Here is a 23,061-nt window from a genome sequence, read left to right as displayed (position 1 = left end):
GTAAACGTGGGTACAATCGGCCACGTTGACCACGGTAAAACTACCCTAACTGCAGCTATCACTACAGTTCTTTCTAAAACTTACGGCGGTTCTGCTCAGGCTTTCGATCAAATCGATAACGCGCCTGAAGAGAAAGCTCGTGGTATCACCATTTCTACTTCACACGTAGAATATGACACTCCTACTCGTCACTACGCGCACGTAGACTGCCCAGGACACGCTGATTACGTTAAAAACATGATCACTGGTGCTGCTCAGATGGACGGTGGTATCCTAGTAGTAGCTGCGACTGATGGCCCTATGCCACAGACTCGTGAGCACATCCTACTTGGTCGTCAGGTTGGTATTCCTTACATCATCGTATTCATGAACAAGTGTGACATGGTTGATGATGAAGAACTTCTAGAGCTAGTAGAAATGGAAGTTCGTGAACTTCTTAACGAATACGAATTCCCAGGTGATGACCTACCAGTTATCCAAGGTTCAGCGCTTAAAGCGCTTGAAGGCGACCCAGAGTGGGAAAAGAAAATTCTTGAGCTTGGTGAAGCGCTTGATTCATACATCCCAGAGCCAGAGCGTGCAATCGACAAGCCGTTCATCCTTCCAATCGAAGACGTATTCTCAATCTCAGGCCGTGGTACTGTTGTAACTGGTCGTGTTGAGCAAGGTATCGTTAAAGTTGGTGAAGAAGTAGAAATCGTAGGTATCAAAGATACGACTAAGACGACTTGTACTGGTGTTGAGATGTTCCGTAAGCTTCTTGACGAAGGCCGTGCGGGTGAGAACGTTGGTGTTCTTCTACGTGGTACTAAGCGTGATGAAGTTGAACGTGGTCAAGTACTAGCTAAGCCTGGTTCAATCACGCCACACGTTAACTTCGAAGCAGAAGTATACGTACTATCTAAAGATGAAGGTGGCCGTCATACTCCATTCTTCAAAGGCTACCGTCCACAGTTCTACTTCCGTACAACTGACGTAACTGGTGCTGTAGAGCTTCCAGAAGGCGTAGAAATGGTAATGCCTGGTGACAACCTTAAATTCAAAGTTGAGCTAATTGCTCCGATCGCGATGGAAGAAGGTCTTCGTTTCGCAATCCGTGAAGGTGGTCGTACAGTAGGTGCTGGTGTTGTATCTAAGATCCTAGACTAATCTAGACTTAGCAACACAAGCCAAAAAAGCGCACTTAGGTGCGCTTTTTTTATGCCTGCGATTTTTAGGTCGGGAGTGAAGCCCCATCAAAAACACGCCGTGAAGCCATCCATGGCGGCTTCGCAGCAGCGTCCCTGCTGCTGAGAGTTTTTGATGGGGCTTTACTCCCTCCTTGCTTGGCATAGCAAAAAGCTTGGGGAGGAAGGGAGTAATACGCCGTGAGCACATTTCACCTTTTATGTAAAAGCTCCGACACCGCATACGTGCGGCGTGTGGATTCAGAGGGCAAACACTCACTCTATCGTTAAACGGCATAACAAGAAGTCTGATGGGGAGAAGAAGTAACACGCCGCGGACCCACCCGTACTTTTGTATTAGCGGCTTCGCAACTGCTTCCATGCAGCTGAGAGTTCTAGAGTGAACAAGCTCCCCCTTTTGAATCTATCGAGCCTGCACGGAGAGGAAGAAACGCACCGTAAAGTCATCCTATCTTTTGTTTCAGCGGCTACGACACCGCATTCACCCTATGGCGGGATTTTGCGAGCAGTCGTTTGACATGGATAAGGGTAGTGGGTAGCTTTAATCGAAAGTTGAGCTAAGCTTAGGTATTGATAAATTTGAGATTTATCATTGCCATGTGTTTCTTTCGTGAGTGCGAAGTGGCAAGCTTCAGTTTAATGTTACATTAAGGTTTTATAAGGTAATGTCATTCGAGTCAGTCCTAAATGAATCAGAGTTCAGCACCATTATTTTGGAAAATCGTAGTGCCTACGAGCAAGATTTAATAGCGTTTAACGAGCTACTACAGGCTGACTATCTCTACTTGGGCGTCAAAAAAACAGATAGCATTTCCGTACTCATTGGGCTGTCTCATAACTCACCGATTTCAGAAATAGAATATGAGCTTAAAGGCTCTCCTTGTGAAAGTGTTTTGTTAACGGGGCCATGTGGCTATGAGTCAAACGTTTGCGAGCATTTTCCCGCCGATCAAACCCTTGAAGCGCTTGAAGCTCAAGGGTATTTGGGCGCAGGACTTATGAATGAAAAAAATCGTGATATTGGTGTACTCGTCGCTATATTTACAACGCCGAAAAAAGACATCACTGAGTGGCTACAAGTATTTTCAATTCAAGCGAAGCTTTTTTCTACGCAGCTTCAAAAGGACTTTTTTGCGATAAAAACTGCACACAACTTGTCGCTTATTGATGAGATAAGTCGTATGTCGCAAACAGGGTCATGGGAGTTTTACCCCGAAACTGAAAAGTTGATATGGTCACCGGAAACCTATCGAATCCACGGCCTGCCAGTAAGTAGTGAGATAAATGTTCAGAAAGCTATCGACTTTATCGCCACTGATTACACAGCCGAAATTACACGTGCATTTGAAAATCTACGCAATAGCCAGCAGCCCTATGACATTCAGTGCCAAATCATTGATACATCTGGTTCAGCAAGGTGGGTAAGAGCTTCTGGAAAGGCTGAGTTTTATAAGAACGGCGAAGTTAAACGTCTTTTTGGTGCGTTTGAAGATATTACCGAATACAAAACGGCGCTGATTCTCAACGAAGATCGCGCCAAAAGAATTCAAAGTATATTGAACAACATTAATGACGCCGTATTTAGTATTGATGCAAAAGGCACCATTACACACTGTAACGATGTTGCACTTAAAATGTTTGGCTATACGCGAGGTGAATTACTCGGTCACTCCGTTGAGATGTTAATGCCAGAGCCTTACGCCTCTAATCATTCTTACTACATGCGTAATTATATGGAGTCGGGAGTAGGCAAAATTATCGGTGTGGGTCGTCAGCTTCCAGCTAAACGCAAAAACGGCGACATTTTTCAGATGGAACTATCATTAACTGAAAGCAGCGACTTAGGTGAGAGGGGCTTTATTGGGGTTATTAGAGATATCAGTGAACGTATTGAAGCGCAGGATACCATTTATAACCTTGCTTACACCGACCCGGTTACTCATCTTCGAAATCAGCAGTGGTTTCATCAGCGTTTTAAAGATTTGATGCTGCGTGCATCAATGAATCAAGAATATATACATATTCTTCTGCTAGATATCGATAACATGGCGCAAATCAACACTCGGTTTGGCTTCGGTAATGGTAACTACGCCATAAGAAAGGTCGCCGAGCAGTTGCTTTTCGTCATCGGACACGACTATGAGATATTTAAGTATGGTGGTGATAGTTTTGTTGTGTTGTCGAAGAAAACCTACAGAAAAGAAGAACTCCACAAATTTGATTCGAGCTTAGTGGAAAGTGCGCTGCTCAATCCTCGTCACTTCGATATTATTCTAAACGCCGTGAAATGGTCTCTAACCGCATCGCTGGGAAGTGCTATTTTTAACCCACAAGGGCAAAGTTTCGAGTCGATTATTAATGTAATTGAACAAGCGGTTAAAAGAGCTAAACGCTCCGCACCTTTTGGGCTATGCCATATATCAGAAGAGGGTTTTAAAGAGTTCGATCGCTACTTAGATATAAAATCTAAGCTTGAGCAAGCGATAGAACACGATGAATTATCAATTGTGCTTCAGCCCCAAGTCACCCATGACGGAACGGTTTCTTCCTTCGAAGCGCTGGTGCGCTGGTATTCGAAAGAATTAGGGCAGGTGAGCCCAAGTGAATTTATTCCTATCGCAGAAGAGAGCTATGCCATCTGCGAAATAGGTGACATCGTTTTACGAAAAGTGCTGAACGTGATTAGTAACTTCGTAAAGAACGGCTTAAATACCAGTATTGCGATCAACATCAGCGCTAGACAAATCGTTATGCCAGACTTTGTTAACACGCTACTTTCTCGCGTAAATCAGTTCGGCATACCACCTCATATGTTAATGCTAGAGCTTACTGAAACCGCTTTAGTCGTAGATATAGAATTGGTTAAGGAAACCATGCTTGAACTGGCGAAGTTCGGTTTTCGTTTTTCAATTGATGATTTTGGTACCGGTTATTCCAGCCTTGCATACCTCAAAGTGCTTCCTATCAGCGAACTCAAGATAGATAAATATTTTGTGGACGACATAGGAAAAGACTTTGACGGAAAAGCCGCGCAGATTGTTGACGCTATTATTGAAATGGCAAGAGCGCTAAACGTTTCCTGCATTGCCGAAGGTGTAGAAAGCGAAGAGCAGTTAAACTATCTGATAGCTAAAGGCTGTGAAAAATTTCAAGGCTATTACTTCTCAAGGCCAGAACCACAAGCACATTGGGAAAGCCTTCAACAAAATACAAAGCTTCCCTACTGTTAAAACAGCGCCTGCAAATAGCGTTTATTGTATTGCTTAGTCTTAAGCGTGTTTTTACCGCTTTTTGTCGCTTTAACAGAAGGCATTCTTGTTAGTTTGCGGATCTCATGCTGTTATAGTGTAACAATACCAAACGATGATATTTACATTTAGCGCAGCAAGAGATTTTTATGATTACACGACGTCAATTTTTAGTGGGCTCTTTGGCATTTGGTGGTCTAGCTACCAGTGCTTTTGGTAAGCAATTGAATGTGGCGTCTATGCCGATGAGCGAAGGGTACGGAGCGCTCTTGCCCGACCCGCAAAAGCTACTCGATTTACCTAAGGGCTTTAGTTATAACGTTATCTCAAGCCTTGGTGATGTAATGTCTGATGGGATGCACGTTCCCGACAGAGCAGACGGTATGGGTTGCTTGCCCTTTAAAGGTAATAGTAACAAAGTGGCACTCATACGTAACCACGAGCTGCACCCTAAACATTTGAGTGCTCAGCCTGAGTCTATTCAACAACATACCAGTAAACTTGCCTACGACAACTACGCTGATGGTGTGGCGTTGCCCGGCGGCACCACAACGATGGTGTACAATCTTACCACGCAAACGGTAGAGCGAGAGTTTATTAGTCTTACTGGAACGGTAAGAAACTGCTCGGGTGGTATCACGCCTTGGGGCACGTGGCTAACGTGTGAAGAGTCGGTAGACCGTCCTCATGGCCCTAACGGTGATGTGGTAAACAAATCTCACGGCTATATCTTTGAAGTGCCAGCAGATGCCGATTCACTGATTGAAGCTAAACCACTTAAAGCAATGGGGCGTTTTAATCATGAAGCGGCTTGCGTTGACCCTAAAACCGGCATTGTTTATTTAACCGAAGATAGGGGCGATAGCTTGCTGTATCGCTTTGTGCCTAGCGAATACGGAAACTTGGCTGCTGGCGGGCAACTAGAAGCCTTAGTAGTAAAAAATAACCCCCAGTTTGATACGCGCAACTGGCGCTCCTCAACGATGCCTTTAGCGACTTGGTTTGACATTGAGTGGGTAGCGCTAGATAACCCAGAGAGTCCGGATGATGATTTACGCAAGCAAGGGTATGACAAGGGGGCTGCCTTGTTCGCTCGCGGTGAAGGCATGCACTGGGGAGACGATGAGTTGTACTTTTGCTGCACCAATGGCGGGAAAAAGCAGCTCGGTCAGGTAATGAAACTTGTTCCTTCCGAAAATGGTAAACAAGACAAGCTTCAGCTGTTTCTAGAAAGCGAAGACAAGAACTTGTATAACTTTGGTGATAATTTGACGGTGTGTCCAAACGGGCATTTGTTGGTGTGTGAAGACCAATACACCGACATCGTCGATAATCATTTGCGCGGCGTCACGCCAAGTGGAGAAGTATATAACTTTGCCAAGTTACACGCTCAAACAGAGCTTGCCGGCGCGTGCTTCTCGCCCGACGGCAATACGCTTTTCGTCAATATTTACTCACCCACTAAAACATTGGCGATTACAGGTCCTTGGGCCAGTGCGTAATACTTATCAATGCGAACTGGTGTATTGGGTATTTTCTCTAAGTAACATTGGAACGGTGTTTTACACATACGCCGTTCCTTACTTATGAGGTTCTTTGGTCTCAGGTTCCTTGCTCTCTCGCTCTAAAACTACATCACCTAGCCCGTGCGGTTTCCGACAATAAATTTGTCTTGAAACATCTGTAGTTTATTGCTGAATTAATTGAGCCAACAGGTTTATAATCTTAATTCTCTATCTTGTGAATCAAATTATCTTATTTTAATAGTTTTTTTAATCAATGATAATGCGCTTACTTTAACAAGGAAAGCGAAATGAACGCATTACTAAAAAAACTAACAATCACGACTAGCCAACGTGTAGCTACCACCCCAAATCAACCAATAAAGGTGCAGTGCAACTACACTGATAACTATTATGGTGATCAAGTATGTGTGGAAGTAAAAGCCCCTAAACCTCTTAGCAACCTTCATGTAGGCGTGCAGCTCTAAGAACCCTGATAAATTGAGTAATAACGAAACATGGTTCAGGTGATGTCCTCGCCATTGCATTTTTATAAAACAAAGAAGAACAGCAAAGGTATTAAGTAAAGGCGTAGAGTAATACTCCACGCCTTGCTAACACCAGCTAATGAGCCGCAGTAGGGGACTAATTTTAATTAAATGGGTTGTGGGTGTAGTCAAAAGATTTACCAAGGCTTTTGCGCTCAGATAGTCGCTGACTTCCACTTACTGTGTACAAACTCTTTGCAAGAAATGCCTTATATTTCGGGCTTTCTATAGTATCTACATACCACCAGTCACAGACTACTTTTTGATGGGTAGCATCAACAATCATAAAGCCGTGAGACTTTAACTCTACATACTTCATGTGAGGGTTCATAGTTGGAATTAACGCGGCAAGGGGATCTGCTACGGGGTCGCTTAGACCTGGTGATGTAACTGACGGCGTTACAAATTCGACTGCTAACGGTTGTTTACCTAGACGAATTCGATCATTGTAGGTGTATCCGTTTGTACTGTCCTCAAAAACCTCCATTCCCCAAGAAGTATGGATGTCGCCAGTTAGTACAACCGTGTTTTCTATGCTAAAGGCTTGTAAAGCATCAAGAATGCGCTGCCTCGATTCTGGGTAGCCATCCCACTGGTCCATGTTAAGCGCAAGAATATCTTTGGTGACCGGAATTCCTGCAGCTTCCAGATTTGGCGCGTTTAGCCCTTTGAATTGGCTAAACATCACCTGCTGTCCTATGAAGCGCCACTTGGACGTTGATGTAGTGAGCTTATCTAACAGCCAGCGCTCTTGCGTGTCACCAAGGAGTGTACGGTTAGTATCGTAGCGCTCTGCGGAAACAGGAGAGTCAACCTGTGGATCTCGCCCTTCAATTCGAGTATCAAGCATATACAAATCGAGCAATGAGCCCCATTCAAAATGGCGATATATGCTGCCTTCGCGAATTGGCACCCATTCATAATATGCCCGAATCGCAAAAGATTTGCGCAGTTGGTAATCGCCTTCGCCCTCGTTGTGGTTTTCAGCTCCACTTTTATTAGCATCGTTTGTTATTTCATGATCATCCCATACCGTAATAAAGGGATAGGTTGCATGAAGTAAAGCAAGATCTGGGTCCGTTTTGTATTGCGCGTGTCGAGTTCGGTAGTCACTTAAACTGGTTATTTCCTTATTTGGTAACGGTGCTCTACCTAAACGCGAGCCATCACCGTATTCATCTTCAGCGTATTCATACAAGTAATCTCCTAAATGAAGAACAGCGTCAATGTCCCCAACCATATTCTTGTTGGTAAGAGCATGATAAACATTGAAAAAGCCCCCAGGGTAATTAGAACAGCTTACCACTGCAAATCGCGCATGATTTGTCGTAACAGGTGCTGTTTTTGTCGTGCCAACACGACTTCTATATCCGTTGACTTCAAATTGATAAAAATACGTAGTATTCGGCATAAGGCCTTGAGCATCAGCTTTAACGGTATAGTCTCTGCTCTCATTCGTGGTCAAACGTTCACTCAACACGGCTTTTTTCATCGCACCGTCTAGAGCAACGTGAAGTGTTACTTGCGTTTCTGTCGCAACGTTGCTTATTCGAGTCCAAAGTACTACAGCATTAGGAAGAGGGTCGCCACTGGCAACCCCATGTCGGAAATAGTGGTTATTATCAAGTTTGAACCGCGTATTAAGCATCTCAAAAGGCACCGCCGAGGCGTTGAAGCCTAAAAGCGAAGCTGTTATTCCTGCACTTTTAAAAAATTGTCGGCGGCCATTATTTATTGAGTTTTTCATTGTATTGTCATCTCGTTAAGTAATGTAAGTAGCGCTTCAGTCACTTATGAATGAAAGGCTCACAATAGGTTAATCGCTTATGTAGGATGCTAATTTTCTGAGATACGCAACCTTAGCCCTTGATATTGAGAGCGAGCATGGACACCAATAGATAAGGCTTGCCCACTCGGGACGTCAATGACGCAGCGCTCTTCATTGTCTATGGCGTTTGAGCGACATGAAAAATCGCTAACGCTAACTTTTTGGCCAATTTGAACGTACAAGTCAGCATCGCCAAAGCCGTTTTCTAAATTGATGGATAGAGTCCTTGAACGCTGAGCAGCACTCACGACATAGGTTTCAAAAACGCCTCGTCTAGCGTGTAAGTTTTCAACAGTTTGAGGTGGAGTTAGCAGATTGTTGGGTGTTGAAAAGCACGATTCGCTTCCTGAAAAGTCCACGTGTAAAACAGGCGCTTTGCTGTTCTCGCTAGCGTCGATAAAGCGTTTTTGCAAAGGATGGTTCGATGATATTCCCACGCCAAATGCTGCGTGCTCTTTAAATTGTTGTTGAAGTGCTCGGACGGTAGCTTCATCAAGGGGGAGCGTGATGTTATTGCCCGCATCAATCACATCTATTACAGCGAATGTATCGTTGGAAAAGAGTGAATGACCGTTGTGCCAATTAACCGTATTTTCATTGAAGCTTGGTGTAACGAGAGATATTGCTATTGGAGTAGGGTTTGGATAAACGGGAACGATTTCACTAGCAAGTCCGGTAATCAAGCTTGTTTTGGCGGGATTAGATTGAAACGATAACGTTGCCCTATCTAGAGTGGCACATTTTGCAATATCACTCGCATCAAAGCTTATTAGCGCCTTCGTTTCACCGTACTTGGAATCGTTTTTAACTACCATCATACCGCTGGGGTAAGCATTATAGTTCATTGTGGGCTTCGCGCTGGCAATAAAACTGTCGTGTTGTGCCGTAAGTGTATATGCCCGTCGATTCTCTAAACCGGAAGGCGAGTAAGTTGTTAGCCCCTTTTCATTTTGTGTGAGTGTAAAGACTGCGCCAACGTCGTTGGCTACCCACCATTTAACATTTTCGGGAAGCGCTAGCGGATCCGCCTCCCTTTCTTGAACCGACAGTGTGCTGGCAGTATCGTCAAACTCTGCAGTGCGCACTTTTATCTCGCTTGCCGTAACGCTCAGTACTTTAAACTGTTGAATACTGGCAAGGTCAATGGTCCATGGATACGACTGGTTAGCTGAGCGTGCTGGCGCTCCCCAGCTGCCTTCTCCAACATAAACGGTGCCGCCATTATCTGAGCGAGCAAAAGCCATCGAGTTTGGCTCTGGAATCATTGGGTAAGTAAGTTTATTGATATGTGTATCGGACTCAACGACAAGGTTCATATTGTGCTGATAAAACAGAGACGCCCACCATTGAAACAAGCCTTCGTTAGATGACTTACCATCAAAATGAGGGAAAATAGGTTTATGATATTGCGCTAGACGCCATAAGGGTAAGTGCTCATTTGATTGTAAATCTGAAGCTAACCATTCATTCATTTGATCTGCATAAACTTGCCAACCGCTTTCTTGGAACTGGCTATTAAGCGTATAAACTCTGGCGAGTTCATTGACTGTTAACGCGCCATACGTATCTTGTTCGTCACAAACATTGTCGCGTACGAAATCAACGCCGAAGACCTGGCACAAGGTGGCATAGTTGGTGTCTTCATGATTACCGTGGGTAGGTATAACGGGATAAATGCGCTTATATATCTTTCCATCAATTACATCGTTTGACAGGGTTAATTGCCAATCTTCAAGAAAACCCGCCATTTCAAAAGGGGTATTACCATTGGTGAAGTCCCCGCCATGCATTACAAAAAGTGGGCGAATTTTAGCCACTAACTTGTTGCCTTCTCGCCGAGTTGTCCACCCCGTTCGTGTGTCGCCGCCAGCGATAGCTGTAAAAGGCGCTGGTTCCCGCGACGCCGTTTTGAACCACATTGGATCATCACAGCCTTCAAGGTCGCACACTTTGAAAAAAACGCTACTGTTGGCCGGCAAGTTAGTGAGCCGTACAAAGTAAGATTCAAGGCTAAAGAAATTTGCCCTATGGCTTATTTCAATGCGTTGCCATTGGCTTTCATCTGTTGATGTTCCATAAACAAGATAAGGGGATAAACTAATACCCTTAGGGGAGAAACCAACTATGGCCTCATGGGAAGGGTCGCTGTCCCATGCTAGGCGGTATAAGTGAGTAGCTGATATCGCTGCGCCTGCATAACTAAATAAAAGTAGAGCTAGGGTGGCTCTAAAACTACGTATAATCATGTGACTGTTTCCTCGGTTCTGTTTGATTCATAGTGAACGAAAAAACGAGAAGGCGAGATATAGGGGTAACACCCCATTGATAGCCAAGTCATAAAAAATTCATATTTCTGCAGCATATGGCTTCAATTAAGTTTATGTACAGATATGAAACACAAAACACTGTTTTTACTGAGTCATCTGGTGGTGGGGGGCTGCGTGCTTATTCAGTTACTCAGTGGCTTTCGTATAGCGTCACAGCAGCGTGACTTCTGGCTTTATTTTGACTGGCTATTACCACAAGGGCTCGTGCACATATGGCATGTAATTTCTGGCGTGCTCCTGCTTGTTTCTTTGCCGATAATGCTGTTTACGCTCTTGAATCAGCGAAAAGAAAGTGTGGTACTCAAAACGTTCAACCAGATTGGTTCACTAATTATTTGTGTGTCGGTAGTGTCTGGAGGGGGGCAGTTTTTTTTGGAACTCAGTCACACAGTGGTGCGTTTAACTCATTATTACAGTGCGGTAGGTTTACTTGCTTTTATTGCTCTTCACCCTTTGCGCTACTATTTTCAAAAGCCATTAGGCCACATTTATCAGATTGTAATTGCGCCGTTTTCTTACAAGAAAAGCTATCTTTATCTGGGGGCGATAGCGCTAGTGAGCGCAAGCTTATATCTGGTAACTCTCGCTCATCCTAAAACACTAGAAGCCAAGGCTATTGCCGATAATGTGTTTATTAAAATTGATGGCAAAGACGATGAAACTGATTGGTATCATGCTAGTGAGGTTTTTGTCGATACCTTTGCTGGTGCAAATTTTTATTCAGGAATGTCAAAAGTTTCGATGAAGGTACTGCATAACGCTACCGAGACTTATTTTTTCATACGATGGCAAGATCCCACCGAAAGTTTACTTCACTTACCTCTGGTTAAGACTGAGAAAGGTTGGCGTGTAAAGGGTCGCGGCTTTAGTCGATTTGATGAAAAGCAATATTACGAAGATAAACTTGCACTGTTATTTTCAAAAAGCTGCAGCATAGCAGCCGCTGCTACAGCCCATCTTGGCAATCAGCCTCGTTCTGAATTACCTGCTAATAAACATAAAAAGGGCTATCACTTTTCTTCTCATGGCGTGGTTGATTTGTGGCAATGGAAAGCTGTGAGAACTAATGCGATGTATTTAGTAGACGATAGCTATATAGGTAAGCCCGTTCCCCCGGTAATAGGTGAGAAGAGATATACCGCGGGATATCAACAAGACGGTGACATGGGAGGGAGTTATATACTGAATTGGAAGTGGTACAACAGTGAGAGCGTTGTGCCAAAACGTCTCCCCCTTGCACCTTCACATGATGCGCAAGGTTACGTTAGCTGGTTCGATTACAAAGCCTACTCTCCTGAGCTGGATAATTTGCCGGTGGGTAGTCTGATAAAGTCCGTGCTGTATCGCTCAAATCAAATTGAAGGCGGGCGAGCAGACGTGCGTGCTTTTGGTAGATATTCAAACGGTTATTGGAATCTTGAAATTGTGCGCAAGAAAAAAGCAGCAGAAGAGACAGATATCGATTTGTCGAACGGAATTTGTCTATGGGTGAGCGCGTTCGACCACGCTCAAACTGCACATACTCGCCATGTTAAGCCTCTTCGTCTTATCTATAAATTATAAAGGTACGGCCATGCATATATTGATTAAAAAACTGTTGGCACTTGCTGCTGTCGTATTAATTAGCACGGAATTTGGAACGCTTTATCAGGCTTTTAAAAGTGCTCCTAGTCTGTTTGAAACGGCAGATTCGAGGGAATATCGATTTGTTAAACTGAACCAACAAGGGCAAGCCATTTCAAACGAACAGGGTCCTTGGCATTGTGTTTTCGACAGAGAATTAAATGTTATCTGGTTGGTGGGAAGAGATGATGAATCACCTTTTGACAGCTACTGGAGCTACAGTTGGTTTGACAGAGAGCAAGGCAAAGGCGTGCAGCAGCGGGGAAGTTGCTATTTCAACAAAAACGGGTGCGACACAAGCTTAATTCAACAGCAGGCGATAGAGCGAAACGTATGTAATGTAACTCATTGGCGGTTGCCCCATGCGGATGAATTGATAGCGTTGTTACAAACGCCGACTAAACCCAATGGGCCTTTTATACAAAGCGCGTTTTTTCCACATATCCAAAAAGGTGATTATTGGTCGCAAACGCAAAGTCACGATATTGATACGCAAGCGCTTACGCATCTGAAAGAAGGCGCAGTTGCCGTCAGTTTTAAACATGGAACAAGCCGAGTTTTACCCTTTAGAAATGCAGCGCATACAATGCTTGTTGCAGACATAAAAGAAAAAGCGCCAACGGTTTCAGGTAAATACATCGAAATAAAATAAAGCGCTATATCATTACCAATAATATGTAGGGGGAACTCCCTATTTGTTTACTGCGCAGTTAGTTAAATACTATAGAAACTCAATCTTTACGGTAGATTTGCTATGAAGTCACTACTTGCAGCGGTACTTATTGCTTTTTCAACATCACCATTTGCGGGAGTTATTACCTATGACTTTACACGCTTGATAATAGGTGACGAGTCAAATCAAACGAGTTTATTTGGGCAAATTACATTTGATGAAAACGAAACCCAGTTCAATAGGGACACATGGTTGTCGTTTTTCTTTCAGCTAGAATTTGATGGCGATATCTATAAAATTCTAGAGGATGACATTGCTGACTTTGCGATAGTTGATTTAGATGGTGGTGTATTTGGTGATGAAAGCGGCGAAGGTTTTGAGTTTTTTATTGAGGACTCAAGCGTTCCTTACGAGTTTACTATTAGTTCAGGGTTAGCAGGTTTAGGACAAACGGATACATGTGTTTTCTTCGAAAGTGGTGATCGCTGTGCGGGTGGTTTGTTTCAACTGGTTAAAACAGTAGAGCCTAATAATGGCTCCAACAATGGCTTAACACAAGTGAGTGAACCCGCGTCTTTCGCAACAGCTATGCTCATTCTATTAACGTTTGCTTCCATGAGGCAGCGCAAGCAGTAAGGCTTCTTTACTTTGAGTGAGTGGTTTATTTCCATCACCACGTTTGTTCCCCCTCCAACCTATTAATCTTTCCGGTTGTTGGTATGTTTGCCCTCCATCTGTGAGGGCTTTTTTCTTTTTGAAATTTATGTTTTTGCGAAGCGTTTTAAAACGGCTCTTATAGGGGGAACTCCCCATAGTTTTACCTCTTTGCTTGTTAAATACTCAAGGGGTACTTAAAGAGAGGTGTATTATGAAATTCCTTAATAAGAAAACCGTATTATCAGTAGCTATTGCTTGTGCCCTACCAGCAAGTATGGTGAATGCAAAAACGTTCGACAAAACATTGGCCGATGCACTTGCTGCTTCGCCACTAGAGCTACAACAAGTTATTGTTACATTTGAAGGTAAGGGACCTGCCACAACAGAACAAATTACAGCACTTGAATCGTTAGGTATCACTGGCGGAGTTAGCCTTCGCAACGTGCCTATTGTTGGCGTGCTAGCGAACAAACAGCAAGTAGAAGCGCTTTATCAACGGGATGACGTAGTTTCGGTATGGAATAACGATCCACTAGAACTAGAAAATCATGAGTCTACCCAAATCACGGGCGTTCAGGCGTTACAAGCTGACCGCGATATTCGTATAAATGGCATGCCAGTATCGGGTAAAGGCATTGGTGTTGTAGTCAATGACTCGGGTGTTGACGGCACACATAGCGATTTAGCATTTCCTGATCACGTTGTTCAGAACGTACTAGCCCAGGTGAATTTAAATAGCTACAGCGGCATTTTACCTATTACTTACCAAGAAAATGTGTCTAACACCGATATTCTAGGCGGTCACGGTACCCACGTGGCAGGCACAGTAGGTGGCAACGGCGCCAAAAGCGGTGGTTTGCATGCGGGTGTAGCGCCGGGTGCAGATATCATTGGTTATGGCTCGGGCGCAGGTCTGTTCATTCTAGATACTATCGGTGGCTTCGACTACGCGTTGACGCACCAGTTCGACTACAACATTCGAGTCATTTCTAACTCTTTTGGCAACACTGGCGATGTGGGTACAGAGTTTAACCCTGACGACCCAACTAATGTGGTGACTAAAGCATTGGCAGACAACGGCATTATTACTGTTTTCTCAGCAGGTAACTCAGGCCCAGGCGAATCGACAATTACCGGCAACTTTAAAAAAGCACCTTGGGTAATTACGGTAGCTGCGGGCAACAAGCAGGGCGAGTTGGCTGACTTTAGTTCACGGGGTGTTGACGGAAAGGGAGGGCAAGCGGTTGTCGATGGTGAGGTGTTTACGTGGGAAGATCGTCCTACCGTAACGGCGCCAGGTGTAGACGTCATTTCTGCACGAGCTTCACTGTCTAGTTTAGGCGCACTGAGTGCTACAGCCGACGCTGAAATGATTGAGCCACAGCACCTACCTTTTTATACTGTATCGAGCGGTACTTCAATGGCTGCACCACACGTGTCAGGTATTGTTGCACTTATGCTAGAAGCAAATCCAAACCTTCAATGGGAAGATGTGAAACGCATACTTCAAGAGACGGCAACACCAATGGCCGGCATGGACGAGTGGGAAGTGGGTGCTGGTTATGTTAACGCTTATGCCGCCGTAACTGCTGTACTTGAAGGCGAAGAAGTATTTGGCGATACAGTGAAAAAGAATCGCAAATTTAATGCATTTGCAAATGTGGCTGAAGGTGAAACCTATACGCGGTCTACAACCTACTTGCCAGTCGGTGAGTCACCGACTGAAACATTTGAGGTTGGTCCTGAAGTATCCATGGTAGTGGCAAATGCTTCAATTGAAACAGCTACGGCGTTTGTACTAGAAGACCCGGCAGGCAATACCTACGGCTCTGGCATCGGCTTACCTGTACTAGGGTCTTCTGTAGGTACTGCAGCGCCAGGTATGCCGGGCACGTGGAAACTGTATAGCCGCGGTATTGGCAGCATTAGCGGTGTGTCGGTTGACCCGCTAGGTGTTACAAACGGTGTGGGTATCCCTGGGACTAACGATGTAAACATTCGTTTGTTAGTGACATCAGGTTACACCGGCATTGATGATGCCGCAGGTCACCCAGCTAAACCTTTTATTGAATACGTTGTTGCAAACGAGCTAATGGACGCAAAGGAAAGCGGTTTTGCACCAAATGCACCACTTACCCGTGTAGAGCTTGCTGATACGCTAGCGCTTAGTGCTAACCTTCGCCAAACTAACGATGGCAACGCGGTTAACTATAGTGATGTGAGTGCAGAGCATGCTGCTGCGGTAAACTCTGCGACGTCGACAGGTGCAGTGCTAGGGGATTTAGAGATGAATACGCAACCTGTGATGCAAGTCGATGGCAATGTCTTTGGTAGCAATCAGCAGGTGACGAAAGAAGAAATGGCATATTCGATGGTTCAAGCTTTGGGCCTTCAAAATGAAGCGCAAAGCTTTGATGCTGACAAGGTTATAGCTATCGTGCTTGGCGAAGCAGTAGAGGTTGAAGATACTGATGCTATTGCACCTGAGTATCGTGGCTATGTTCAGCAGGCACTAGCCGCTGGATTAATGCAGGTGGAAGTGAGAGTAGAGCAAGCGCCATTTGCTCTCCAGCCTACGCTTAAAGCCTTCTTTAACCCACAGAATGGAGTGTCACGAGGCGAGGCTGCGTTTATCCTAACGCAATATGCAGAACTTTAATTTCTGATATAAGAGGGGCCTTGCTCCATCTGAAACACGGCGTAAACCCATCCATGGGGCCTTCGCCACAGCACCCATGCTGTGGAGAGTTTCAGATGAAGCAAAGCCCCTCTTTTTTGTTTAATTTTCGCCGAAAGTTTATCGCTCAATATTGGAATTTGTTCACGGGCGCTCTGCCGTAGTCTCCCTGCTGCTGAAGGGTTTGAATGTCACAACCAGATCTCGTGTAGTTTGCGGGGGAAGGAAGCATTGCTTTAACCTAAAAGCGGGTACAGCTACTCTAGCAAGCCTGCTTTTCCAGCCATCCTGATAAGTTCTGCGGAACTGCTTAAGTTGAGCTTTTTATAAATATTGCTGCGATGATTTTCTGCGGTTTTAAGGCTCATATCTAGTAGTTCGGCAATCTTCTTACTGGTGTTGCCTGCGGCAACTAAGAAAAAGACTTCACGCTCTCTTCGCGTTAATACACTTAATGGCGATATATGCTTTTGGCATTGCTCATCCAAAGGTTTGGTTATCTCATCGGGGAAGCACGTTTTGTTGGCAGCCACTTTTTTTATTGCGTCAACCAGACTGTCTCCAGAAGATTCTTTTAAAATGTACCCCTTGGCACCAGCATCGCGCATGGCTTCTATGTATTCCACCTCATTGTGCATTGAAAGCACGAGTATCTTTGCGTCTCTGCGCTGAGATAATATTTTATCAATGGCAACCAGCCCGCTCATACGCGGCATAGAAATGTCCATTAAGATAACGTCAGGGGAGAGTTTTAGTACTGCTGCAATAAGCTCAACGCCATCGTCGCATTCTCCCACCACGCTAATATTTGGGTTTGCGTTTAGCATCTGAGACACGCCTTGGCGCATAAGTACATGGTCATCGGCTAGCACTACACGAATTGTCATACGGGTACCGTTACTGTTGTTCTTGTGCCTTTTCCAATGGCGGCGTCTATTTCTAGCGTCGCGTTGAACGCTTCTGCTCTATCGCGAATACTTGAAAGACCAATTCCTGGCTCTATTGTCTTACTGTCAAACCCTACACCATTATCAAGAATATCTAAACGAACAACGTGATGATGGTAAGAAATGGTTAGGGTAAGGTCAGTGGCTTCACTATGTTTTATAGCATTTACCAGCGTCTCTTGCGCAATTCTGAATAGGAGCGTGCTTATGTCTTTAGGCAGATCGGACGGTAATGTTATATCTGTGTGATAGTTAATATCTTCGTCACTTAGCAAATTTCGACAAAGCCAGTTAAGTGCGGGTTTAAGGCCTAAGTCATCTAGGATAGTGGGGCTCATTAGCCGTGATAACTGCCTGACATCATTTAGTGCCATTTCAGCAATACTGTGTAAGGCCTCTATTTCAGGCGATGAAGAAGATAACGCCTGAAGCCGTCTGGTCAAGCCGGTAAGCAACTGCCCTATACCGTCGTGAAGCTCTCTAGAAAGCTTCGCCTTTTCAGATTCTTGTTGAGCCCATAGACGCTTAGCAAGCTGTTGCAGTATTTCTTGGTCGGCATCCAGTCGCGCTTGCAGCGTTGCCTGTAATGCCTTAATACTCTCTATTTCTTTGGTTAAATCATTCAAGGTAGGCGTTCCTGTAGTCGCCAGCTTGCTTTTCTGGCAATTGAGTTAGCCACTGCGTCGTTAATTCATTCACCGTTTCTGTTTTGCCAGGAACGGCTCGATAATAAAGATGGTTGCGCCAGTATGAAGGGTATAGGGCGAGCTTTTGCTTGAGCTTTTCGATAGATTCTCCATCCCCAAGTGATGCTTTTACATAAAGCCACTGAAGATAAGACTGATAATAGGTAGGTTTGATAAGCGATCTCAGTTTTTCCATGGCGCTACTATTTTCACTCAGAGAAAGCCGCTGCTGCATGTCGAGCAGAATCTTTATTTCGGTAATAACCGGCACATTACTGTTATCTACAAGCGTATTGTAGATCTCGTCTAGTTCGTTATTCAGTGTGCCTTGATGGTGCTTAAGCCCCAGTGTTAACCATTGAAAAACGGCAAACTGCTCGTGACGCTCTTTGCTAATTGTTGGTGCTACAGTTTCAAGGCTATTTTCCAAACATGACCAGTTTGCAGTGAGTAAACATATTTCAGCTTCCCATAGAAGAACCTCAGTTTTTGCTCTGCTATCTTCAGCGCCCTGGGCCAAGCGTCTTGCATCCGCGGCGTGTTTGGTGGCTTCTGCCAAGTTACCGTTTGCAAAATTTAAGTAGCTGAACAGCAGGTGGTTATAGAGCTTTTCTTGATTATGCTGAGCACTAAGCTTTTGCTCAACAGTCGTTAAGTAATTGCTAGCTGTGTTCTTATCACCTTTCACCAGGCTTAATTGTGCGAGATTTTGCTGCGTTCGAAGCAAGTGAGAATTATCACCGTTTCTCTCAAATAGCATCCTTGCCTGCTGCCAGTAAATTTCAGCAAGTGAGATATCACCAATTAAAAAGTGCATATAAGCCACATTGCTCATGCTTTGTGGCTGAAGCACTTTGTCATCGGTTTGCACCCGTAAGTCGAGACCTCGTTTATAATAACCTAACGCTTTTGCAAACTGCCCTCGCTCTTCAAACATAAAGCCTAAGGTATCGTTCACATGGGCTTCCTGTGCTAAGTCACCTAAATCGTGCAATAGCTTCACGGCCTCTTCGAGCGACGCTTCCGCGGTAGCATAATCACCAGTAAGCGAGGCAGCTATAGCCAGGTTTGCTAGCGTTTTTGCCCGTTCAGAAGGCTGTGTTTCTGCATCGCGCAGTGTTAGTGCGTCGTTAAAATATTGCGCCGCTGTCACATTGTCGGCAGTGCGAAGGTAAGCAATACCAAAAGCGTTGAGTACTAAACTCTCACCCTGAGTATCTTTTGCCTGACGAAACGCCACCAGTGCTCGTGTTAATGATTCGCTGGTGGCGGTGTCAATGTCTCCGTTTATAATTTGCAAACGAGCAAGTTCAAACCACAGTTGTCCATCATTAGGGCGCAGTATTAATGCGTTTTTATAGTCAGTCATTGCTTTGGCATCTTCGCCTGCCCACTGATATATGTCTGCACGTATTGATAGTAATTCAGGTCGGTTTGGAAACTGGGCAACCAGGGCGTCTATCGACTGTATAGCAAGAGGCAAGTCCTCGTTGAGTTCAGCTCTTAATAATTCGGCCTGTAATCGCCAATACTGTGCCAAGTTGGGAATGTTGCTTAAACTATCTAATGCCTGCCTTGCACCATCATAGTCACCGCCATTCATTGCATTACGGGCTTTTGCTACCCACCCCCCCGGATAGTCCGGTGTTGTGGCAATTATAGCGTCAATGGTGTCTGAGCTATTTAACGTCTTTCCCTTTTGCCACGCACTATCTAAGGCATCAAGGTAACGTAAATCGGGAAGCGGCTGGGGCGATTGAGTTTCAATAGCGTCAAATAGCGACTGGACAAGTTTGTTGGCAAACGCACTCAAATCATCGGAGAGGGTGTTGGCATCTACATTATGCGACACGGTAAAAATTGCTGTATTGGCCGGCATACTTAGTACGCTGGCGTGGAGCAAATATGTACTACTGCTGGTGGGCGTAGCATCAAGTAATAATACGCTGTTTGCCACAAGCGAGGCGGCTAAGTCGACTCTATCGCTGTCATTGCTAAATGGTGACAAAGCCAAATTTGCAACCAAGGTTTGGGTTTGCGCTCTATCATCCAATACAATATAGGGGTGAGTAGATAGTGAATAGCGAAGTAGGTTGTTTATAGTATCTAAAAGCGGGTACTGAGGGTCATTCAATACCAACAGCTGAATAGGTTGATCGGTTGCTAATTGAGGCTGATCTTTTCGATGCGAGGAATAGGAAAAGATACTCGCACTCACGATCAATACTAATAAAGCAATAGCGGAAAAAGTGAATCGTGGGCTGAAGCTATTCCCTGTGTCACTACTTTTGCCTGCGTCGCTCACACTAAGCGCCTGCTCTAGAGAAAGCCTTTTAGCGGGGAGGTGGTGAGTTAACTGGTTGATGCAGGCCTTGCGTTTTTTAGCCCATAGATAGTGGTAAAGGCCAACGCCTTCTTTTTCAACACAGTCCAACATGTCCTCTAAAACCTTGCCTAGGCTATAGGTGTCGGAGTGTTCAGTTGCTTTCCCGGTTTGGATGACTTCTGGAGCAGTGTAGCGTTGATGACCACTCGTTTGAACACCAGACAATGCGCTTTGTCCAATACCAAAATCAATAAGTTTGATGTCTTCATGGTGATCAATAAGGATATTGTCGGGTTTTATATCACCGTGTTTAATGCCTATTGCTTTGCATGCCAACAAGGCGCTGATTAGCTGTTGCTGCCACTTATCGAAATCGGCTTTGCTGATAGGTTGTCGAATACGAGTGTACAGTGGCTCGCCTTCGATGAACGCCATTGTAAAAAAAGCGGTGTCGCCGTCAGAAAAAACGTCATGTACACGAATGATGTTAGGGTGTTGCAGTTGTCTGGCAATGTTAACTTCATTGCGGATGGTTTGCATTTTTACCGGATCGCTTGCACCACCTTCAATGACCTTAAGCGCTACTTTTACATCAAGCAACTCGTCAATAGCACTGTAAACGGAAGCTTGAGCCCCTGACCCAAGTCGCTCAACAATGAGAAAGCGATTAGCTAAACGAGAATTGGGCACGATAGATGCCCCTGAAGCTAAAACTTCAGTTTTAAGAGAATCGGTCTGCGACGAGAATACATCTGGCCTGTTCAAAGCCCTCTCCACACTTCACTAATCACCATCGCAACGTAAGCAATAGACGATTGGCGTCGCGATAATTATTGTTCTTATACAAAAGGCTATTTTGTGATTTTAAGGCTTCCATGCAGGTAGAAATTTGCACAGTAAATTTAAACCAGCCCTCTAGCTTATAAGTGAAAGTTTATGCTCTATTGTGTGGAATAACAAACGCATCGAAATCATATTTGCCAAAGAGGTGGCAAATTCAATGTCCGTTTGGGTGAAGTAACGCCGCCCTTTTATTGAGTCTGCGTACAAAACGCCGACGGGAGTTTCGTTTAAGCATACAGGAACGCAAATAGCAGCCTGAATACCGTAATTTATTACACTTTGTTGCTTGTTGAGTGATTCGTCGCAAACAATATTACCGATAGCGCGAACTGCATTGGTTTGCATGCACTGATTAATAATAGTGCGGCTTCCCGTAAATTCCTCACCCTGCATCCAGCTCTCGTAGCCCACACCAAGTTGATAATCATTCGTTCTATCGAACAAAATGAGGGAGGCTCGTTCACAGCCTAAAGACTGAAGTAAACACTCTCTGGCAAGATTAATCAGCGCAGTGCTGCCATTGCAGCGTTGAAGCTGCGTTTGATATTGCTTTAATTGCTGCTTTCTCCATTCCCGGTGACTATCGAGTTTAACCACGTTGTGCAAAGCAATCGGAGTAAATTCACAGGGTACAGGACCAAGTTGCAAAACTTGCGGCTTGACTAGGGTTAGGTGCTTCACTTGAATTCCCGCACTAAAACACCCTGTAGAGCTCATGTCATTAAGCTGCCATACGTGGTCGTTGTCAGCCTGCTTGTTGGCTCGTAATACGATATGGGAGCGAGAGACTTGGGGGTGTGGAATAACGATGTCTGCACTTTCAGAGCGGCCGACGTGATACTCACGACCCTCAAAAAGCAAGTGCTCACTTACGCTTCCATTTTTTTCAGTAAAAGCTATTTGCAATGGCATCGCATTTCCTTCGACACGTGAATGATAGCGGCTCCGTAATCCATCCATTTTGAATTAAGTGGATGAGGGCGTTTTCAATACGTTCAGTGAACATTACATTCTTTCATGGTTGCGAAGGTTATCAGCACAACCATAAAAAATCGTCGCCGGCGCGGACTACAGCGTTCTTAAACTGAAGCGCAATGTTTGAAGCTGAGTGAGAAGTAAACCTTTAACATTCACTACATCGCCGCTTGAGCGCCACACATCGGCAATTTCGCTGCCTGACGCGTTATCAATAAGTAAAATAAGGCTGTCTACTGCCGATAATGCCGCGTCGTCGTTGTTCACTGCTAGCGCGGCCTGAATATCATTTATTCCATTTTCTATTGCCGATTCTAACAATGCAGTAATTTTGTCGCGGTTGTCATTAACTGTGCTGGTTAATGAAGCAATTTTGCTGTTGATAACCGACGTAGAAGAGCGGTTATCAAGCAGTATAATAAAATCGGAAAACTGCCCTGTACTGCCACGTGCACGAAAACTGCCAGATGAAGTAAGGGTCGTTATATCTTCGAATGCCCCGCCGTTATGTGATGTAAACAAGCGCCATGGAATAGTTGGGGTGTAATGGATAGCTTTGGTGTAAAGCTCAACGGTAGCTAAGCCTTCAAAGCCAAACCCTGCATCTGGTTTAGGCGAAATAGAAACAAGAACAGGGAAGCCTGAAACTGCGTTAGTCAGTACAGATGGTAGTCGGCTTGTAATGGTTAAGTCTGTAGGGTCAAGTAATTCAGCGGTAATCTCAATATTGTTGGCATTAAGACCAATACTGTTTTCGAACTCAACGGATAGATCTACTTCTATTAAGGTGCTCAGCGTCAGTTTCGCCTGAATTTTATTGTCGGCGACAGTAAGGGTTGTAGGTGTAACTATTTGCGCTTGCGCAGTAGAAAACAAAAGTAAAGCAGTGGTGGCAACAACGGTAGTAAGTTGTCTGAATTTCATCGCATTAAACATCATAGGATGACCTCTTTCAGTATTGGTTAAAATTTAGCCTATAACGGTGCCATTATCAATCTAAATAATGGCACCGTT

At 44.6% G+C, this 23,061-nt stretch carries 15 protein-coding genes; 8 read left to right on the top strand and 7 right to left on the bottom strand.

Annotated elements, in window-relative coordinates:
* The 4 genes from tuf to C6Y39_RS18735 all read left to right on the top strand — a co-directional run.
* Positions 1 to 1,149 (top strand): elongation factor Tu (gene tuf, locus C6Y39_RS06250; protein WP_105930447.1); only part of this gene is annotated, 1,149 nt, incomplete at its 5' end.
* A gap of 703 nt (positions 1,150 to 1,852) precedes the next feature.
* The gene (locus tag C6Y39_RS06240) at positions 1,853 to 4,417 is read left to right on the top strand and encodes a sensor domain-containing protein (protein WP_105930436.1); all 2,565 of its coding nucleotides are present in this window, start codon (positions 1,853 to 1,855) and stop codon (positions 4,415 to 4,417) included.
* A 167-nt stretch (positions 4,418 to 4,584) separates the two neighbouring features.
* Entirely contained in the window at positions 4,585 to 5,937 is a 1,353-nt protein-coding gene (locus tag C6Y39_RS06235; RefSeq protein ID WP_105930435.1) for an alkaline phosphatase PhoX, read from the top strand.
* 311 nt (positions 5,938 to 6,248) lie between these two features.
* Positions 6,249 to 6,425: a hypothetical protein gene (locus tag C6Y39_RS18735; protein ID WP_159120431.1), complete on the top strand. Its 177-nt coding sequence runs from the start codon at positions 6,249 to 6,251 to the stop codon at positions 6,423 to 6,425.
* 163 nt (positions 6,426 to 6,588) lie between these two features.
* Here C6Y39_RS18735 and C6Y39_RS06230 read toward each other — a convergent pair whose 3' ends face one another.
* Positions 6,589 to 8,232 carry an alkaline phosphatase D family protein gene (locus C6Y39_RS06230; RefSeq protein WP_105930434.1) on the bottom strand — a complete coding sequence of 548 codons (1,644 nt, stop codon included), beginning with the start codon at positions 8,230 to 8,232 and terminating at the stop codon, positions 6,589 to 6,591.
* 89 nt (positions 8,233 to 8,321) lie between these two features.
* Entirely contained in the window at positions 8,322 to 10,559 is a 2,238-nt protein-coding gene (locus C6Y39_RS06225) for a DNRLRE domain-containing protein (protein ID WP_105930433.1), read from the bottom strand.
* Between the two features lie 144 nt (positions 10,560 to 10,703).
* Between C6Y39_RS06225 and C6Y39_RS06220 the strand changes: the two genes are divergently transcribed.
* From C6Y39_RS06220 to C6Y39_RS06205, 4 genes are all read left to right on the top strand, one after another.
* Positions 10,704 to 12,203, top strand: a complete 1,500-nt coding sequence (locus C6Y39_RS06220; RefSeq protein WP_105930432.1) for an ethylbenzene dehydrogenase-related protein — start codon at positions 10,704 to 10,706, stop codon at positions 12,201 to 12,203.
* Positions 12,204 to 12,213: 10 nt separating this feature from the next.
* Positions 12,214 to 12,915, top strand: coding sequence for an Lcl domain-containing protein (locus C6Y39_RS06215; RefSeq protein ID WP_167390629.1), 702 nt, complete (start codon positions 12,214 to 12,216; stop codon positions 12,913 to 12,915).
* A gap of 102 nt (positions 12,916 to 13,017) precedes the next feature.
* Complete coding sequence (locus C6Y39_RS06210; protein ID WP_105930430.1) at positions 13,018 to 13,572, top strand: hypothetical protein; 555 nt, start codon at positions 13,018 to 13,020, stop codon at positions 13,570 to 13,572.
* Positions 13,573 to 13,804: 232 nt separating this feature from the next.
* Entirely contained in the window at positions 13,805 to 16,252 is a 2,448-nt protein-coding gene (locus C6Y39_RS06205; RefSeq protein ID WP_105930429.1) for a S8 family serine peptidase, read from the top strand.
* A gap of 275 nt (positions 16,253 to 16,527) precedes the next feature.
* Here the strand turns inward: C6Y39_RS06205 and C6Y39_RS06200 are convergent, their stop codons facing one another.
* The 5 genes from C6Y39_RS06200 to C6Y39_RS06180 all read right to left on the bottom strand — a co-directional run bounded on the left by C6Y39_RS06200 (position 16,528) and on the right by C6Y39_RS06180 (position 22,986).
* Positions 16,528 to 17,157 (bottom strand): response regulator, encoded by a 630-nt coding sequence (locus C6Y39_RS06200; RefSeq protein WP_105930428.1) that lies wholly within the window; start codon positions 17,155 to 17,157, stop codon positions 16,528 to 16,530.
* Positions 17,154 to 17,843 carry a sensor histidine kinase gene (locus tag C6Y39_RS06195; protein ID WP_105930427.1) on the bottom strand — a complete coding sequence of 230 codons (690 nt, stop codon included), beginning with the start codon at positions 17,841 to 17,843 and terminating at the stop codon, positions 17,154 to 17,156. The genes C6Y39_RS06200 and C6Y39_RS06195 overlap by 4 nt, the downstream gene beginning before the upstream one ends.
* On the bottom strand, positions 17,836 to 20,994 hold the full coding sequence (locus C6Y39_RS06190) for a protein kinase domain-containing protein (protein WP_105930426.1): 3,159 nt from the start codon (positions 20,992 to 20,994) through the stop codon (positions 17,836 to 17,838). The genes C6Y39_RS06195 and C6Y39_RS06190 overlap by 8 nt, the downstream gene beginning before the upstream one ends.
* A 150-nt stretch (positions 20,995 to 21,144) precedes the next feature.
* Positions 21,145 to 21,984, bottom strand: coding sequence for a GAF domain-containing protein (locus tag C6Y39_RS06185; protein ID WP_105930425.1), 840 nt, complete (start codon positions 21,982 to 21,984; stop codon positions 21,145 to 21,147).
* A gap of 156 nt (positions 21,985 to 22,140) precedes the next feature.
* Positions 22,141 to 22,986 carry a DUF6689 family protein gene (locus C6Y39_RS06180; RefSeq protein ID WP_105930424.1) on the bottom strand — a complete coding sequence of 282 codons (846 nt, stop codon included), beginning with the start codon at positions 22,984 to 22,986 and terminating at the stop codon, positions 22,141 to 22,143.
* Positions 22,987 to 23,061: the final 75 nt, after the last annotated feature.

The sequence above is a fragment of the Alteromonas gracilis genome, assembly GCF_002993325.1.
In the GTDB taxonomy this organism is placed as follows: Bacteria; Pseudomonadota; Gammaproteobacteria; order Enterobacterales; family Alteromonadaceae; genus Alteromonas; species Alteromonas gracilis.
The sequence above is the reverse complement of the archived record's forward strand: the minus strand, read 5'-3'. Positions and strand labels throughout refer to the sequence as shown.

Coding starts and splice junctions, on each gene's coding strand:
- C6Y39_RS06230 (WP_105930434.1), bottom strand. CDS start 8,232: ATGAAAAACTCAATAAATAATGGCCGCCGACAATTTTTTAAAAGTGCA.
- C6Y39_RS06210 (WP_105930430.1), top strand. CDS start 13,018: ATGAAGTCACTACTTGCAGCGGTACTTATTGCTTTTTCAACATCACCA.
- C6Y39_RS06225 (WP_105930433.1), bottom strand. CDS start 10,559: ATGATTATACGTAGTTTTAGAGCCACCCTAGCTCTACTTTTATTTAGT.
- C6Y39_RS06180 (WP_105930424.1), bottom strand. CDS start 22,986: ATGATGTTTAATGCGATGAAATTCAGACAACTTACTACCGTTGTTGCC.
- C6Y39_RS06205 (WP_105930429.1), top strand. CDS start 13,805: ATGAAATTCCTTAATAAGAAAACCGTATTATCAGTAGCTATTGCTTGT.
- C6Y39_RS06235 (WP_105930435.1), top strand. CDS start 4,585: ATGATTACACGACGTCAATTTTTAGTGGGCTCTTTGGCATTTGGTGGT.
- C6Y39_RS06215 (WP_167390629.1), top strand. CDS start 12,214: ATGCATATATTGATTAAAAAACTGTTGGCACTTGCTGCTGTCGTATTA.
- C6Y39_RS06185 (WP_105930425.1), bottom strand. CDS start 21,984: ATGCCATTGCAAATAGCTTTTACTGAAAAAAATGGAAGCGTAAGTGAG.
- C6Y39_RS18735 (WP_159120431.1), top strand. CDS start 6,249: ATGAACGCATTACTAAAAAAACTAACAATCACGACTAGCCAACGTGTA.
- C6Y39_RS06240 (WP_105930436.1), top strand. CDS start 1,853: ATGTCATTCGAGTCAGTCCTAAATGAATCAGAGTTCAGCACCATTATT.
- C6Y39_RS06220 (WP_105930432.1), top strand. CDS start 10,704: ATGAAACACAAAACACTGTTTTTACTGAGTCATCTGGTGGTGGGGGGC.
- C6Y39_RS06200 (WP_105930428.1), bottom strand. CDS start 17,157: ATGACAATTCGTGTAGTGCTAGCCGATGACCATGTACTTATGCGCCAA.